The sequence below is a fragment of the Cytobacillus sp. FSL K6-0129 genome (assembly GCF_038007625.1).
Lineage (GTDB): Bacteria > Bacillota > Bacilli > Bacillales > Cytobacillaceae > Cytobacillus > Cytobacillus kochii.
Genome location: NZ_JBBOXM010000001.1, coordinates 4138075 through 4153942, shown reverse-complemented (window position 1 = coordinate 4153942; position 15868 = coordinate 4138075). Strand labels below are relative to the sequence as shown.

General features: G+C 35.5%; 17 protein-coding genes. 5 read left to right on the top strand and 12 right to left on the bottom strand.

What is annotated here, in order from left to right; translation table 11 throughout:
• Positions 1-3: 3 nt before the first annotated feature.
• Genes MHI57_RS21155 through MHI57_RS21145 form a run of 3 tightly spaced genes read right to left on the bottom strand, consistent with a single transcriptional unit; the run spans position 4 to position 2479 of the window.
• A complete protein-coding gene (locus MHI57_RS21155) occupies positions 4-1080 on the bottom strand; it encodes an LLM class flavin-dependent oxidoreductase (protein WP_340978140.1) in 1077 nt (358 codons plus the stop codon).
• Positions 1080-2024, bottom strand: a complete 945-nt coding sequence (locus MHI57_RS21150) for a ring-cleaving dioxygenase (RefSeq protein WP_095370264.1) — start codon at positions 2022-2024, stop codon at positions 1080-1082. Before MHI57_RS21150 ends, MHI57_RS21155 begins: the two co-directional genes overlap by 1 nt.
• An 11-nt stretch (positions 2025-2035) precedes the next feature.
• On the bottom strand, positions 2036-2479 hold the full coding sequence (locus MHI57_RS21145; protein WP_095370265.1) for a MarR family winged helix-turn-helix transcriptional regulator: 444 nt from the start codon (positions 2477-2479) through the stop codon (positions 2036-2038).
• Between the two features lie 153 nt (positions 2480-2632).
• On the opposite strand from MHI57_RS21145, the gene MHI57_RS21140 reads away from it, so the two are divergent.
• Positions 2633-3520 carry a diacylglycerol/lipid kinase family protein gene (locus MHI57_RS21140; RefSeq protein WP_095370266.1) on the top strand — a complete coding sequence of 296 codons (888 nt, stop codon included), beginning with the start codon at positions 2633-2635 and terminating at the stop codon, positions 3518-3520.
• A gap of 69 nt (positions 3521-3589) precedes the next feature.
• On the opposite strand, the gene MHI57_RS21135 is transcribed toward MHI57_RS21140, so the two are convergent.
• On the bottom strand, positions 3590-4186 hold the full coding sequence (locus tag MHI57_RS21135) for an isochorismatase family protein (protein ID WP_095370267.1): 597 nt from the start codon (positions 4184-4186) through the stop codon (positions 3590-3592).
• Positions 4187-4454: 268 nt separating this feature from the next.
• Between MHI57_RS21135 and MHI57_RS21130 the strand changes: the two genes are divergently transcribed.
• Positions 4455-4616, top strand: coding sequence for a hypothetical protein (locus MHI57_RS21130; RefSeq protein WP_157733771.1), 162 nt, complete (start codon positions 4455-4457; stop codon positions 4614-4616).
• Between the two features lie 388 nt (positions 4617-5004).
• Here the strand turns inward: MHI57_RS21130 and MHI57_RS21125 are convergent, their stop codons facing one another.
• The 4 genes from MHI57_RS21125 to MHI57_RS21110 all read right to left on the bottom strand — a co-directional run bounded on the left by MHI57_RS21125 (position 5005) and on the right by MHI57_RS21110 (position 8730).
• Entirely contained in the window at positions 5005-6219 is a 1215-nt protein-coding gene (locus MHI57_RS21125; protein ID WP_095370268.1) for a Bcr/CflA family efflux MFS transporter, read from the bottom strand.
• Positions 6209-6916, bottom strand: coding sequence for a YjjG family noncanonical pyrimidine nucleotidase (locus MHI57_RS21120; RefSeq protein WP_095370269.1), 708 nt, complete (start codon positions 6914-6916; stop codon positions 6209-6211). The genes MHI57_RS21125 and MHI57_RS21120 overlap by 11 nt, the downstream gene beginning before the upstream one ends.
• 20 nt (positions 6917-6936) lie before the next feature.
• Positions 6937-7623, bottom strand: coding sequence for a Crp/Fnr family transcriptional regulator (locus MHI57_RS21115; RefSeq protein WP_095373514.1), 687 nt, complete (start codon positions 7621-7623; stop codon positions 6937-6939).
• Between the two features lie 207 nt (positions 7624-7830).
• Positions 7831-8730 carry an NAD(P)/FAD-dependent oxidoreductase gene (locus MHI57_RS21110; protein ID WP_340978139.1) on the bottom strand — a complete coding sequence of 300 codons (900 nt, stop codon included), beginning with the start codon at positions 8728-8730 and terminating at the stop codon, positions 7831-7833.
• 417 nt (positions 8731-9147) lie between these two features.
• Here MHI57_RS21110 and MHI57_RS21105 point away from each other — a divergent pair, with 417 nt between their 5' ends.
• Together MHI57_RS21105 and MHI57_RS21100 are read left to right on the top strand one after the other, a co-directional pair.
• A complete protein-coding gene (locus MHI57_RS21105) occupies positions 9148-11112 on the top strand; it encodes a bifunctional 2',3'-cyclic-nucleotide 2'-phosphodiesterase/3'-nucleotidase (protein ID WP_340978138.1) in 1965 nt (654 codons plus the stop codon).
• 91 nt (positions 11113-11203) lie between these two features.
• Positions 11204-12256, top strand: coding sequence for an ATP-binding protein (locus tag MHI57_RS21100; protein WP_095370272.1), 1053 nt, complete (start codon positions 11204-11206; stop codon positions 12254-12256).
• Positions 12257-12293: 37 nt separating this feature from the next.
• Here the strand turns inward: MHI57_RS21100 and MHI57_RS21095 are convergent, their stop codons facing one another.
• From MHI57_RS21095 to MHI57_RS21080, 4 genes are all read right to left on the bottom strand, one after another.
• Positions 12294-12587, bottom strand: coding sequence for a MazG-like family protein (locus tag MHI57_RS21095; protein WP_095373515.1), 294 nt, complete (start codon positions 12585-12587; stop codon positions 12294-12296).
• 14 nt (positions 12588-12601) lie between these two features.
• Positions 12602-13084, bottom strand: a complete 483-nt coding sequence (locus MHI57_RS21090) for a tetratricopeptide repeat protein (protein ID WP_095370273.1) — start codon at positions 13082-13084, stop codon at positions 12602-12604.
• A gap of 87 nt (positions 13085-13171) precedes the next feature.
• On the bottom strand, positions 13172-14029 hold the full coding sequence (locus MHI57_RS21085) for a putative RNA methyltransferase (protein ID WP_095370274.1): 858 nt from the start codon (positions 14027-14029) through the stop codon (positions 13172-13174).
• Positions 14030-14064: 35 nt separating this feature from the next.
• Positions 14065-14697 (bottom strand): class I SAM-dependent methyltransferase, encoded by a 633-nt coding sequence (locus MHI57_RS21080; RefSeq protein WP_095370275.1) that lies wholly within the window; start codon positions 14695-14697, stop codon positions 14065-14067.
• Positions 14698-15047: 350 nt separating this feature from the next.
• Between MHI57_RS21080 and MHI57_RS21075 the strand changes: the two genes are divergently transcribed.
• The gene (locus MHI57_RS21075; protein ID WP_340978137.1) at positions 15048-15827 is read left to right on the top strand and encodes a PhzF family phenazine biosynthesis protein; all 780 of its coding nucleotides are present in this window, start codon (positions 15048-15050) and stop codon (positions 15825-15827) included.
• The last annotated feature ends 41 nt before the right edge of the window (positions 15828-15868 follow it).

Sequence of the window (15868 nt, the reverse complement as noted above, 5' to 3'; positions counted from 1 at the left end):
CTATTAACTTTCGGACGACATTTCTTCTCTTGTATACTTCTTCACTGCTGGAATAATGTCATTCCCAATAATCTCTATATTTTTCATTACATCAGCGAAAGGTACTCCACCAAAATCGATTTGTGCTAAAAACCTTTGCATCCCAAATAATTCATATTGATAGAGGATTTTCTCAATAATTTGCTGCTTACTCCCAACCATTAAAGCATCCCTTACATCCGGCGCTTGTGTGAATTGCTGAATAGGGTAACCCCCTCCACCTCTGATCGCTTGAAAGCCACCATTTAGATAAGGATACATTCCTTCAAGCGCTTCTCTAGTTGTATCTGCAACATAAAACAAACTCGTTGTTGCAATTGGATATTGGTTGGCTTGGAATCCATTCTCCTCTAACGTCTGGCGATAAGCATCTACCGATATTTTGAAATTATCTGCTGGACCACCTAATGTTGTTAATACCATTGGAATGCCCATTTTACCTGCTTTAACGGCACTAGCTGGTGGACCGCCAACACCTCTCCAAATAGGAAGTGAACCATTCAGAGGTCGTGGAAGCACTTCAGCATTATCTAATGGCGCACGGAATCTTCCCGACCATGTCACCCTTTCTTCCTCATTCAGTTGCTTTAATAAAGCCAACTTTTCCTCAAAGATATCTTCATAATGAGCCAAGTCTATACCCAATAATTGATAAGCTCCTACTCTAGAACCTCGACCCGCGACAATTTCAGCACGGCCACCTGAAAGCAAGTCAATTGTAGCAAAATCCTCATATACCCTAACAGGATCAGATACACTTAATACTGTTGCTGAACTTGATAATTTTATTTTTTTCGTTGCCTGGGCAATCGCACCAAGTACAACGGTATGTGCTTGAGTTGTAAAATAAGTTTGATGGCTCTCACCTAGGCCAAATACATCAATACCTGCTTCTTCAGCTAATTGACTTGCCTCAATGATTTCATTTAGTCTCTTTTGCGCGGATATTCGTTTGCCTGTTTTACCACTAGGAATGTGATCACCCAATGAGTACAAGCCGAACTCCAGACCATTCTCTTTATTTATCCGGTATTTTTCCATTATTCATTCTCCTCTATAGGTTTAAGCATCTTTTCTATTTCTTCTCGGCGTTCTTCGAGGAATGGCGGAAGATCTAAAGTTTCTCCTAAATGCACGAGATCGGTATCAATTGTGAACCCGGGACCATCTGTCGCAATTTCAAAAAGGATACCATTAGATTCTCTAAAGTATAGGCTTTTAAAATAATAGCGATCGATAATACCATTTGTTAAAAAACCTTTTTCTCTTACTTTACTTTCCCAATATTTCAGTTCCTCTTCGTCTTTTACTCGGATTGCTAAATGATGAACACTACCTCGTCCTGGTCTCTCATCTGGTCCATCTTTTTCAATCACCACAATTTCACCGAACGGTTCTCCTGCTAATGATTGATAGACCGTTAATTTTTCTTCTCGATAAGAAATAGAGTAGCCAAACATATTCACTAGCGTGTCCTGTAACTTCTCGGGTCTTCTCACTGTCATTTCAACTGGGCCCATGCCCATAATTTGATGCTCCTTAGGGATAAGTGATTGAGACCAACCTCTCCAAAATGACAGGCTTTGCTCAGAGACAATAAGCACTAATTGTAAGCCATCGGGATCTTCAAATGATAGACTGGGGCGTTGCGTATATTCTGTAATTTCTCCATGTTTTACTTTTAATTGCTTAAAACGTTCAGACCAAAACAGTAAACTCTCATAGGATGGAACAAGTAATCCAATGCGGGTAATACTATTTGTTCCTTTATGGGTTCTACCTGCCATCGGTATTTCAAAAAATGTTAATTCTGTGCCTGGACTTCCGATTTCATCTCCGAAAAACAGATGATACATAGAGGGATCATCCTGATTTACAGTCATTTTAACCCGTCTTAAACCAAGTATATTCTTATAAAAGTGATTATTTTTATTCGCATCCTTTGTAATCATCGATGTATGATGATGACCTGCAATGTACGTCATTTAATCCTCTCCTATATAATGGATTTTTTCTTCTGATCACTATTTTTTTGTAGTTTTGATAATAACTGATAAAGAATCTTCTGCTCATCCTGTGATAGTGATTCATCAAAAAAGGAGGTTTGAAAATGTAATTGAGCCTCATATGCAGCAGCTAGTTTTGTCTTCCCTTTTGCTGTAAGAGAAATTTTTTTTGTTTTCCATTTTACTTCTTTTATAATCAATCCCTCTTTTTCTAGTTTTGAAAGCATTCTAGATACCCCCCCTTGGCTTACGGTTAATTTATCAGCTAGCTCTTGTTGGGTAATGGGTTCGTAAGCTGCTACCTGTGTAAGAACATCAAATTGGGAAGCAGTTAATTGATATTTTTTTAAAAACTCATTAGATAATAAGTTACTTTGATGTGTAAATCTAGCTATCCTCATCCATAATAAAGACCCTAAAGTATGCTTTTTCATTTTTAAAGTCACCTCGTTATATTTATCACTTTACCACTCAAATGATTTATCTTCAAGTGAAATATCTCGAATTAATAATATATTTTTTTCTATTTCATGCTACATTTACAAATAAAACGGGAAGTATGTACATATGAAAGGGGGAATGTAGTTATGAATACTGTAGCGATTATTTTAAATCCTAATGCAGGGAACAAGAAATTAATGAATCAAATTGAAGAAATTGAAACAGAATTAAAAGAAACTTTTACAAATGTGAAAATATATCAAACAAAACAGGAGGGTGACGGCGCTAAATACGTGGAAAAACTTGCGTCTTCAGTGGATTTAATTATCGGCGCTGGCGGAGATGGAACAATCTTTGAACTAGTCAATGCATTAGCACCATTGCAAGAGAGACCAGCATTTGCTATCTTACCTGGAGGCACATGTAATGATTTTTCAAGAACCATTGGCATAAGTCAAGAACCAATATTAGCCGCTAAACAGATTAAAGAAAAAAAGATAAAACAAATAGATATCGGTACTTTTAATAATCAATACTTTTTGAACTTCTGGGGAATTGGCTTAATTTCCAAAGTATCAGAGCAAATGGATAATAATAGTAAAAAACTTGGTAAAATGTCTTACTATATTCAAGCGTCTAAGCTTATTTTTCAAAACGAAGTCTTCCATTTAAAAATTGAAAGTGATCATTGCACCTATGATGATGATGCTGTCATGGTGGTAATAGGAAATGGTTCTTATTTAGGCGGTATGCAATCCTTCTTTCCTCAAGCAAATATCCAAGATGGCTTACTTGATGTGTTAATTATTAAACAAGCCAGTATGCAAAATTTTTGGACCTGGTTCCAATCACAAGTAAAAGACGATTATCCAGATAAAAATAATGATGAAATCGTCTATTTCCGAACAAAATCATTAAAGATAGAAGCTCAACCAATTCAAAAAATTGATTGTGATGGAGAATTAATTGCCGAAACACCCACTTCAATTTCTATCTTACCTCAACATATGACAATGGTAGTCGGCGATGTTTGACTAGGAGAGTCTGCTCAACAAATATTTAGTAGGGCAGACTCTCTTGGCAACTCAGTAAGGATAAGTTTCTTATTTTAGTTGCTCTTGCTCAACTGCCCACTCCTTCCTGTATTCATTGTGAGGTGGGATAAAGACAGCTTCATGACTACCTCTTACGACTGAAAAATGATCAACATTATAGTGACCATGAAGGGTTTGATTATGGTGAGCAATTATTTTCTCAGCAGGTAAAACTGTTGAATCAATTGTCGAGTGTCCATCTTTAATTAAAGTAACATCAAAACCATTAACAGTTGCATATCGGACAGCTGTATCAATACAATATTCCGTTTGACATCCTGCAATAATTAGATGTTGAATATTCCTCTCTTTTAAGTAATTTAATAAACCAGTTTCGTAAAAAGCATTCGTCGCAAGTTTATTAAACATTTTTTTGGAAGATTTTTCAGGTACCTTAATTAAGTGATGTACTTGAAAGCCATCTCCACTCCCACCGCCTACATCTAGATCTCTTACAAATATAACGTCAATATCATTTTTCTCCGCTTGTTCAATTAATATATTTATTGTAGTAATCAGCTGCTCTTTTTGATAGACGGGCGTTTGACCGTTTTCCCCCTCAATTAATGCTTCTTGTGCATCAATAATTAATAAAACTTGATTCACTTCACATCTTCCTCTCTATTATTACTTAAACTATACTCATTCCTGCTCTGATTGAAATACTCCTTCTTTACTTAAAGAAAAATTGAAAATTAAATGAAGTTCTCTTTCTTCACTATCAATCAGGAAATTTGCACTGTATCTAGGAAAAAAATATAGGTATAATAATAAAGGTGGCAATAATGTAATGTATATAATAGACTGCCGTGCATATAATAATAGAAAGAAGGGACAACCTCTATTATTTTTCATTAAAAAGGAGTTTTCATATATGCTTGATTCAATAGAAAGACAATTGATGGAAAGAGAATTGCATTTTTTGCAAGATATGAAAAAACATATTACTAACCCCCAAGATCCAAGAATTCATATTATCGATGAACATATCTCTCTTTTGCAAGAAGTGATCGATACTGATCAAGTTGTCGATTAAATGTGGTGGTTCCCAATGTCAAAAAAACTTTCTAGAATCCGTAGTCTTTAAAAAACTTGTCCTTTTATTGCTTGAGCGAGACATTTATTTGATCCATAGATGTTTCTATGATAAGGAAAACTTCTAATTTCCTATGCCCCAAACCTACTTAACTCCTCCATTACCTACCCACTTTATACCTTTTCGTAACTATTGATTAATCAATACAAGTTCAATCTGTGCAGATTTTCCATGACTTTTTAAATAGGTGCTCAAATTCTAAATAAGAAGAGTTCCCCTCCATATTCTTCCTATCATTTGTCCATAAAGAAACTGCACCTCCATTTGTTAGATTCTAACAATTGAGATGCAGTCCAATTTGTTCAGATGAATGATTCATCCTATGCTTCTATACATTTATTTGTGTCTTTTCATCACGATTGGCAACAGTGAAGAAGAGGGTAAAACCAATAAAGGATGTAACGAACAAAATGGCTCCCATCGGTATAGCTGTTGATTCATTCAACCCTACTAATGGAGAAACCGTCGCTCCTACCACAAGAGGAAGCATTCCTAAAATGGCACTTGCACTGCCTGCACGATGTCCTTGGAATTCCATTGCTAATGTAAACGAACTTGTCAAAACCATTCCCATTGAGAGCATATAAATAAAGATTGGAATGACGATTAATGCAAGCGGTCCTTTTATAATCGTCATCAAAAGTAAGAATAATGTCGACGATGCAGCGACTGTGACCGCGATTTTTAACAATTTTTTCTCTGTCACTTTTCCACCTAAACGACCTACGATGGTGCTCCCGGTTATAATTGCAAGTCCATTTATGCCAAATAGAATACTAAATACTTGCGGTGAAACACCATAAATCCCTTGATAAACAAACGGTGTACCTGAGACATAAGCAAAACTTCCTCCATGAACAAATCCAACGATTAAAGCATAGCTAATAAAAGAACGGTCTGTACTCAACTCTGCCATTGTCCGAAACGTGGATTTCAAAGAGCTTGGTCTACGCTTCTCTACAGGTAAGGATTCCTTAAGTTTTAAAAATACAATTAAGAAAATGATTAAACCTATGATTCCTAAGCTTATAAATATCCAATGCCAACTCGCAGAAGGAAAAAGCAAAATGCCTCCCCCTGCAATGGGAGCGACTAACGGGGCAACCGCATTAATGACCATCAATAGCGCAAAAAATTTCGTTAGTTCTCTTCCACTAAATGTGTCTCTAACAACCGCTCTCGATAAGACAACTCCCGCAGAGGCAGTAGCTCCTTGCAAAAATCTTGCAATAACAAGGGTTGTAATATTAGGGGCAACTGCACATAAAAAAGAGGCACCAGCAAAAAGTAGAATAGAAATTAAAAGTGGTTTTCTCCTTCCTTTTGCGTCACTAATCGGTCCAATCACCAATTGTCCAAAAGCCAAACCAATTAAACAAGCCGTTAAACTCAATTGGACCATAGAAGCCGATGTCTCTAAGTCCGAAGCAATACTCGGAAAGCTTGGTAAATACATATCTATATTTAATGGTCCTAATGTCGCTAGCATCCCTAAAAGTAATGCTAGTATTAATCGTTCTTTACCCTTTGGATTATGAGTCAATGAACTCCCTCCTTTCTAATATAGGTAAGAGCTCGACTAACTTATTGATTTCATAAGTGGGTGTAATGTCTGTGTCATTAGCTACTTTTGCAACATTCATCCAACAAGCATCCATTCCAGCAGCAAGACCACCTTTTATATCAGCTACTAAAGAATCACCAATAATGAGTGCTTTTCCACAATTAAACTGATCTATACGCTGGAAACAATAATCGAAGTATGCTTTCATAGGCTTATGAAAACCAGTTTCTTCTGAGATAAAGATATTTTTAAAATAAGGAAACAACCCGGAATCACGTAACCTACGATTTTGCGTTTGCGCTACACCATTCGTCATAATAAAAAGGTCATATTGCGTCGATAGTTGTTGAATAAGCGAGAGCGCTCCATCTAATTGTTCATGTCCTTCGGATAAGAAATTGCGGTAACTCCGTTCCATTGTTAAGCCGTCTACTTGCTTTCCATGAAGTCGGAAGAACTCGGTAAATCTCGTGTTTAAAAGTTCCTCTTTGCCAATCTCTCCCCGTTCATGCGCATGCCATAACCCTTTATTAAAGCGGTGATAATCCCCTTTTATGTCATCAGTTAATACGATATTTTCTTGTTCAAACAAACGCTCTAATGCCCTTTTTTCCGTATGTCTAAAATCTAATAATGTGTCGTCCACATCAAAAAATAAATATTGATACTTTTTCATATATAGCCTCTCCTGTTGTTTCATTCATATAGGGACGAACCAGCCATTTCCCGCAGGCCCTCCCAATCTTTAATCTGAATCCATTTGTCTTTTCTTTCAACTAAACCAAGTTCACTAAACTGTTGAATCACTCGATTTAAGTGGCGATAACTCGTTCCAATGAGATTAGCAGTATCTTTTAAATTTTTTGTACTATGCATACCCGTCACTAATGAGTGTTCCTCATCAAATGAATGCGATAATAAATAGCTAGCTAGTCTGACTTCTACTGGATAAAGCACATTCAATTTTAAAAAATTTGACTTTGCATTAAATTTATCCGTAATAACCTTTAGCAAAAACATAAGAAACGGTGAATATTGTTCGCAATGTTTACGGAGAAATTTATATGGGATTTTTATAACTGTTACTGAAGATACCGCTTCAACTGTATTGATAATATCAATGTTTTGGATATATTCAATATCCCCGATCAACTCAATCGGTGTTTGAAATGAAAGTACAAGTGTTTTTCCTTCCATAGATGTTGTAAATACTTTTGCTTTTCCTTTTACTACGATGTACAATGCCTTCGCCTGTTCTCCTTGTCTACAAAGCTGCTCTCCCTTTTCTACAGTATGCAAGCTCAGATGAGGATACAGCCTTTCCGGTAACACCTCGTGCAGATTATATTTATCCATATAAAACTGAACGTCCACTCGACTCATGTCCAACACCCATCTCCTCTTCATTCCTTTTCTTATTTAAAGATAACAAACATTTTTTGAAAAGGACATATGTCCCAATAATTCGTACTTTAATAAAAAAATAACAATAAAGAATGTAAGGAATCGATTATTTTTATGAAGAAATTGTGGGAGGATGTGAAAGGGGGACAAACAATAACCTACAAAAAACGTGAGCCAAACGAAATATTATTTAAAATCCTCATTTGCCAAATCACCTGAAACTGTTATAGCAGTACGCGAACCATCGCCAACAGCAATCGCTACTTGAGAAGGAGATATAAATGCAGCGTCACCAGTCGCATACACACCAAATATAGTCGTCCGATTATGAAGATCACGAACTACTCTACCATTTACATCTTTCTTGCAGCCTAACCCATATAAAATGGTGCCATTATGTTCCCATCTTGGACTGACAAAAAGGGAATCAACCCTTTCAGTTCTACCATTTGTAAAGAGTATAGCAGAAAGACTTCCTGCTTCTCCAACTAATTCCTTAATCGGAAAATCTATGATAAGGATTTGTTTACTTTGTAACTGATCCCTTGTTCTACTATCTATCGGAAAACCATTAGTACATACTACTATATGTTTAGTTATTTGATGAATAAGTTTGATCAAATGTAGCGAACCAAGATGATCGTATAAAACAGCAATTTTCTTCTCTCTCAACTCCCAACCATCACAATAAAAACAATTATGCACACTTTTTCCATACAAAGAGGCTAATCCTTTAATTTGGGGTAGTCTTTCTCTAATTCCGGTTGAAACGATGATTTTTCTTCCTTCGAATACTTCTTTATCTAACGTCACTATAACGAAAGATTGGTCATTTTTCCTTGCATGGATTACTTCATGATTTTTTATTATAACAGAAGGGTAATGCATGATTTCCTCATAAGCTGTCTGTCTAAACTGTTCTACTTCTATGCCATCACGTGTCAAAAAACCATGTGAATAGGTGGTAAATCGGTTCCTCGGACGATGATGATCAAGTATCAGTACAGTTCTATTTGCTCGACCTAATACTAAAGCTGCGCTTAACCCCGCAGGACCACCGCCTATAATGATACAATCATACATCATGCTCGTCCAACCCCCTTATATATCATTCAGTAAAAGCTACTTTACCATCCTATGCAACGGCATTTTAAAATATCCTCTCCTTTTACTTAGAATCATATTTTGCATCCGAACATCGTTAATATTAATAACTAAACTTAATTCCATCAAAAAAATCTAAGTAATCGTGATGATGCACTGAAAAAGAAATGAAGAAAACATTTGAACTATTTTTTTGGAAATACTCACGATAAAAGTCCCCCATTATACAAAAATTCTTGTTCTTCTTTGTTATTCTAAGGAAATTCTATAACAAAAACCCTTCTTTTCTCCTCTATCAAAAAAAATAGAAAATAGTTACTATTATGTTGAAAAATAGATTATTTATTATATGGTTTCGAGTGAAGATTAAAAAATGAATACAGAGGAGTTGTGTCGATTTTGATAAGGAAAATTACTTTTTTATGTCTTACTATTATCCTCGTAATTTCTTCTTTACCAAGAATTTATCAGGCAGAGGCAGCAGAAACGAATCATTTTCCAAATCCTTTTAAAAGCAAAGTAGATATTCGCTTATTGGGGACGACTGATATTCACACCAACCTTTCCAACTACGATTATTATCAAGACAAAGAAGTGGAGGATTTCGGACTAGCAAAAACAGCCACATTAATTAAAGAAGCAAGGACGGAGGAGAGCAATAGCTTTCTTTTCGACAATGGTGATCTGATTCAAGGGAATCCATTAGGGGATTATAAAGCTAAGATCAATCCGATCAAACCTGGAGAATTACATCCGGTATTCCAAGCTATGAAGCTTCTAGATTATGATGCTGCTACTGTAGGGAATCATGAATTTAATTATGGATTATCATTTTTAAATGAAACATTAAATGATGCCCCCTTCCCTTATGTGAACAGCAATGTCTATCACGTAAAAAAAGGGAAAGGGAAGGAAAAGCAGTATTTCCAGCCATACAAAATCATTAGAAAAATAGTAAGAGATGAGAGGGGATTTCCTCACTTATTAAATATCGGTGTAACTGGTGTTGTGACACCACAAATAACTGAATGGGATAGAGCGAATTTAGAAGGGAAAGTCTATACGAAAGATATCGTCCAATCTGTTAAAGAAACCATTCCTAAAATGAAAAGAGCCGGTGCCGATCTAGTTATTGTCCTCGCTCATTCTGGAATGGGAACGGAAAATTATACAGAGATGGATGAAGATGCTACATATGCGCTAACAAAAGTAAAAGGAATCGATGCTATTATTTCTGGTCATAACCATAAGCTCTTTCCAGGAGACTTTTCAGACTTACCGGGAGTGAATGAAGAGAAAGGGACAATTAATGGTGTACCCGTTGTTATGCCTGGTAACTGGGGTAATCATTTAGGTGTCATTGATTTATCACTTACCACTTCCTTTGGACATTGGAAAGTAAACAATGTCCAGTCTGAATTGCGAAGCGTATATAATTCAGAAAGCGAAACCAATACAATTGCCGATCCAGACATACTCGATGCCATCCAACTTTCTCATGAACAAACTTTAGAATATGTAAGACAACCTGTTGGCAATACGACTGCCAATATTCATAGTTACTTTGCATTAATAAAAGATGATCCCTCCATTCAAATTGTTACAAATGCACAGAAATGGTATTTAGAAAAACAACTAGCTGGCACACCAGAAGAGGGTACTCCGATTTTATCTGCTGGAGCTCCTTTTAAAGCTGGCGGACGTAATGGAGCAAATTATTATACTTATATACCTGAAGGAACGATAGCGATTAAAAATGTCGCTGATTTATATTTGTATCCAAACACGGTTGCAGCCATTAAAGTCACCGGCGCTGATATAAAAGAATGGTTAGAAATGTCTGCTGGTCAGTTTAATCAAATCTTACCTGGTGAGGAACAAACACAACCTTTAATAAATGAGCAATTTCCAACATATAACTTTGATGTGATAGACGGAGTCACTTATGAAATTGATGTAACAGAGCCTGCCAAATATGATACTGAAGGAAAATTGATCAATGAAAATGCGAATAGAATCAAAGGTTTAAGCTATAATGGTTCACCGATTAATCTTGAGCAAAACTTCATTGTAGCGACTAATAATTATCGCGCAAGTGGGCAGTTCCCAGGTGTAAGAAACCAACAATCAGTTACTATGTATCCAGATGAAAACAGACAAGTAATCATTGATTACATTCTTGAGCAAGGCACCATCGATCCTACGGCAGATAATAACTGGACATTCACGTCTGTTTTAAATACACCAAATATTCAATTTGAATCGTCCATAGAGGCTAAAGATTTACTTAATGAAAATAGCCCCATTCAATATATTGGGCCAAGTAATAATGGATTTGGTCTATACTCCATCACAATAGAATAGAGAAGTATTGTTTTTATAAAGAGGCTTCGAGTAATTCTCTTAGCCTCTCTATTAAACTAACAATCATTTGAGAGGAGCGATTTTACATCAGATGACTACGACAAAGAACTTTTCTATCTTGCCCGAAGAGAATCGATTAAATAATATTCACCTCCACCAGATACTCCTAAATATTTCTGATGGCTGCTATTATTTAAACAAGGATATGCAACTTTTATTTGTTAATCGTTCAGCAGAAAATATGTTTAATATCGTAAAAGACGAAATACTAGGCAGAAATATTTGTGAGGCTATACCAGATTTATGTAGGAAAGTATGTAAACAGTTATATCAATCATACAAGAAGCAAAGAGGGATTAGTTTTGACCTCTCATACGCAAATACTAATTATTTTAAAGTGAAAACAATACCCGATACAAAAGGTCTTCTAGTGATTATGCAGGATATAACAGAGACGAAGAAAGAAAATGAAAGAAGAGCTTATTATGAAAAATTACGGTTGATTGGGGAAATGGCAGCTGGTGTAGCGCATGAAGTGCGTAATCCACTAACAACTGTGAAAGGCTTTCTTCAGTTAGTAGAAAAAAATGAAGATTTACTAAAATACCAAGAAATTTTTCTATTAATGATTAATGAAATTGATCGTGTCAATTCCATTATTAGTGAATTTCTAGATATGGCCAAGAATAAGCCTAGTCGAAAAGAGAAGGAACATCTCAACGAAATTATTCAATCTATCTATCCATTGCTAGAGACGAGAGCCATTAAAGAAAATAAAAAAATCCATCTTCAGCTGCACCCTTTACCACTATTAAATTTAGATCAAAACGAGATTCGTCAATTAATTATTAATATGGTAAATAATTCTTTAGATGCAATGCATGCGAAAGCATCTATACATATCAGTACATACTTAGATCGTGGTCAAGTCGTATTATCTATAACAGACGAAGGTACAGGAATTGCCCCTGAAGTAATGAACAAGATTTCTACCCCCTTTTTTACAACAAAAGAAAAGGGAACTGGTCTAGGGCTAGCTATCTCGTTTGCCATTGCCAAAAGAAATAATGCTAATATTGATTTTACTACAGACTCTTCTGGGACAACCTTTTCCATTCGTTTCACGATTCAAGATCATTACTAATTATTCAAAGGGGTTGATTTTCATTCAACCACTTTTTTTATTCCCAAGTTCTGCTGCGATTAATTTCACTTTTTTGTACAAAGGCTTTCTCTAAATCTATATCTAATTTATTCGCTAGCTCGCACACATTCCATACTACATCATATAGCTCTAAACCTAGGCGTTCTTTCACCACTTCCTTATCCTCTTCCCATGAAAGTGATAATACTTCCTTTGCCACTTCACCTACCTCCGTCATTAGAAAGAGTGCACGAGCCTCGACGCTGTTTTTATCAAAGCCTTTTTCTTTACTAAATTGTCCAACCTCTTTTTGTAACTCTGCTATATTAATCATTCGATGCTTACCTACTCCCATGTTTTATTCAATTGCTCGCGATAAAAATGAATCGCTTCTTGATAAGCAGTAATTGATTCATCCCTTGAAGTATTAGCCAATAATCTCAACAAATGATTCATCGCTAATTCATGTTCCCCTAAGTTATATAAAGTCATCGCTAAAAATGTCACTAGTGCTCCGTTATGGGGAAATTGATGGAATCCTTCCTCTAATACTGCTTTAGATTTTTCATATTCCCCTAACGTTCTAAGTGTACTGCCTAAACCAATATAAGCCCCTTCCAGGTCCTCTTTCAATCCTTTTTGAATGGCTTTTTCATAGAGGGGCACGGCTTTTCTTTCTTCACCGAGCAAGTCGTAACTCCAAGCACTTTGGTATAAAAGGTTTGCATCATCGGGAAAAGATTCCAACATCTTCAAAAAAAGCTGATTAGATAATAACCATTCACCTTGCTTTCTTAATCTTAACGCTTCCATTATCTCATCTTGCATACTTGCCTCCTCCCTTCATTTAGACTCTATGAGGCAGAATGTTTAAATAAATCCAGGGATTATAATGTATTTCCCCCAGCTTCAATTTTATTTTATTTTTCCGACGATCACTTCAAGGTCAACCGTAATTTGATTATGATCACCCTCAATAAATAACCTCTTCGTATTTTCTTGCCCACTCCATGTGAGGGGTGTCATTTTTACAAGTTGTTTCTTCTCTTCACTACTAAGTTCTACAGTGTAATGCAAACTTTTTTGACTGATAACATGAAAATGTTCTTTAAACAATTGTAGTATCTCTTGATTATCATAGTGATTATTTTTCGATAACGCACTTCTTAACTCAAATAAATAATTAGGACGGGGGACAACCTTAATTACGATGCCACCCTCTCGTAACACCCTTTTAAACTCCTGATAATTAGAAGGTGATAGAATATTTAATAGCACATCTACAGAATGGTCGGTGAAGGGTAGATTCGCCAAATCCCCAACAAGCCATATCCACTCATCATCATTGCCCGCTGCCATTTTAACTGCTTCTTTAGCAATATCTAAACCGACTCCTACATACTTTTGCTCAGTTACATTTAGCTTTTCTAAGATCATATGTAAATGCGAGCCTTCACCGCAACCAGCATCAGCAATCATCTGTCCTGGACTAAGCTCCTTTATATGCGAAATGATTAATTGTTGTAACGGATTGTATAGTTTTGTTTTTGTGATGATTTGTTTTCTTGCTTCAAATAACTCCTTATCATAATGACTGTTTACTTTATGAGTTAGGACGTTGATATAGCCCTGCTTTGTAATATCAAAACTATGAAGGTGGCTACAGATTAGTCGGCTATTGTCTTCTACCTTCAAATCTCCCTTACAAATAGGACATCTTAATGGTGAATGCAAACGTGTTATTTGCTCAATTCTCTTCTGCTTTTTATTCATGGTTCATTCCTTTCTCAATTTAGTGGGTTATATAGTTAACGTCGAACTAATAATACGCCTCCACAATGAGAGATTTGCTTATAATCTACTTTAAACTTTAATGCTATTAATTCTTCCTTTATTTCCTCATAGACGGTATAAAATTCACTATGATCCCAATCCTCATAACTTCTGTTTTTACATTGATCATGCGCACTTCTTGTTTCAAAGGCAATATCTCCAATAATAATTGACCCTCCTTCATGTAACGAAAAGGAGAGCTGTTGAATCCATTCAATTTTTTTTCTATCTGTTACATGATGAAGTGCATAGGTAGAGATAATGGTATGAAATTTTTCCTTCTCAAATTCGAATGGAAGACCTTCTTCCATATTTTTTTGAAAAAGATTAGCGTTAGGCATTTTTCCCTTAGCAATGGCTATCATTTCTTTTGAGAAATCAATTCCATAGATGTTATGACCGTCATCGTACAATCGCTTTGTTAATGTCCCCGTGCCAAACCCTACATCTAAAATGGTTGATGACGGTTTATGTCCTGCCATATGATATACAAGATTAATTACATCTTGATAACCAGCAAAAGGATAAGCCTCTTTTCCCTCAGATAATCTTACGGATTGATCATAATCCTTCGCCCATTCATCGAACCCTCTATGATTTAATACCAATTAACATTCCCCCGTACCTCTATTATTTTGTCACCTGCACATATTTAATAATTACTTCCTGTTTCATCTCGAACACTTCTCTCCACTTTGAATATTTTTAGTTTATCACATGCCACGTGAATAGTGGGATAACCGGTAATAAATTGCTTTAATACTGTCTCGACAAAAGTTTTGTGAATGAACGAATACAATAAGACAATCTTTATTATTCAATTATAAATACCATAAGCAGTTTGATTAGAAACTCCCCCGCGCAAATTAGTTGAGGAATAATTTATAATTAAAATGAATGGTGTAATAAAATTTCTATGAATGTTTAAAAGTATCTCATTGTAAAGGAGATTTTGGAATTGAGAATACCGATTTATCAAATTGATGCATTTACTAATGAACGTTTTAGAGGAAACCCAGCGGCGGTATGTCCGTTAAATGAGTGGATCAAGGATGAACTCATGCAAAAAATTGCAAATGAGAATAATTTATCTGAAACAGCCTTTTTTGTAAAAAAGGAGAATGAATATGAGTTAAGATGGTTTACTCCAGAAGGAGAAATAGATTTATGTGGGCATGCCACATTAGCATCAGCTTATGTCATAAACTCATATTTAGATGAGAATTTAAAAAATATAAAGTTTACAACTAAAAGTGGAGTTCTAGAGGTTATTAATGAAGACGGCCTTTATACTTTATGTTTCCCTTCAAGAAAAGGGAAACAATCTAATCCCCCAGAAGCTTTGATTAAAGGTTTAGGTAAAGTACCTGAAGAGGTCTATAAATCTAGAGATTACATGGCAGTATTTGAGACAGAGCAGGATATTTTAACTCTTGAATTAAATATGGATGAACTAAAAAAATTAGATGGTTTTGGTGTAATAGTGACAGCTAAAGGAAAAGAAGTAGATTTTGTATCAAGATTTTTTGCTCCAAAGGCTGGAGTAGACGAAGATCCCGTTACAGGATCTGCTCATTGTACTTTAGTTCCTTTTTGGAAAGATAGATTGAATAAAGATAAGCTTATCGCATTACAATTATCAGAAAGAGGAGGAAAACTATATTGTACTGATTTAGGTGAGATTGTAAAAATAGCTGGAGAAGCTGTAGCTTATTTAGAGGGGTATATAGAGGTTTAAAAAGAGTTTCTAAATTTATGTTCTCCAACAACAGACAGCGT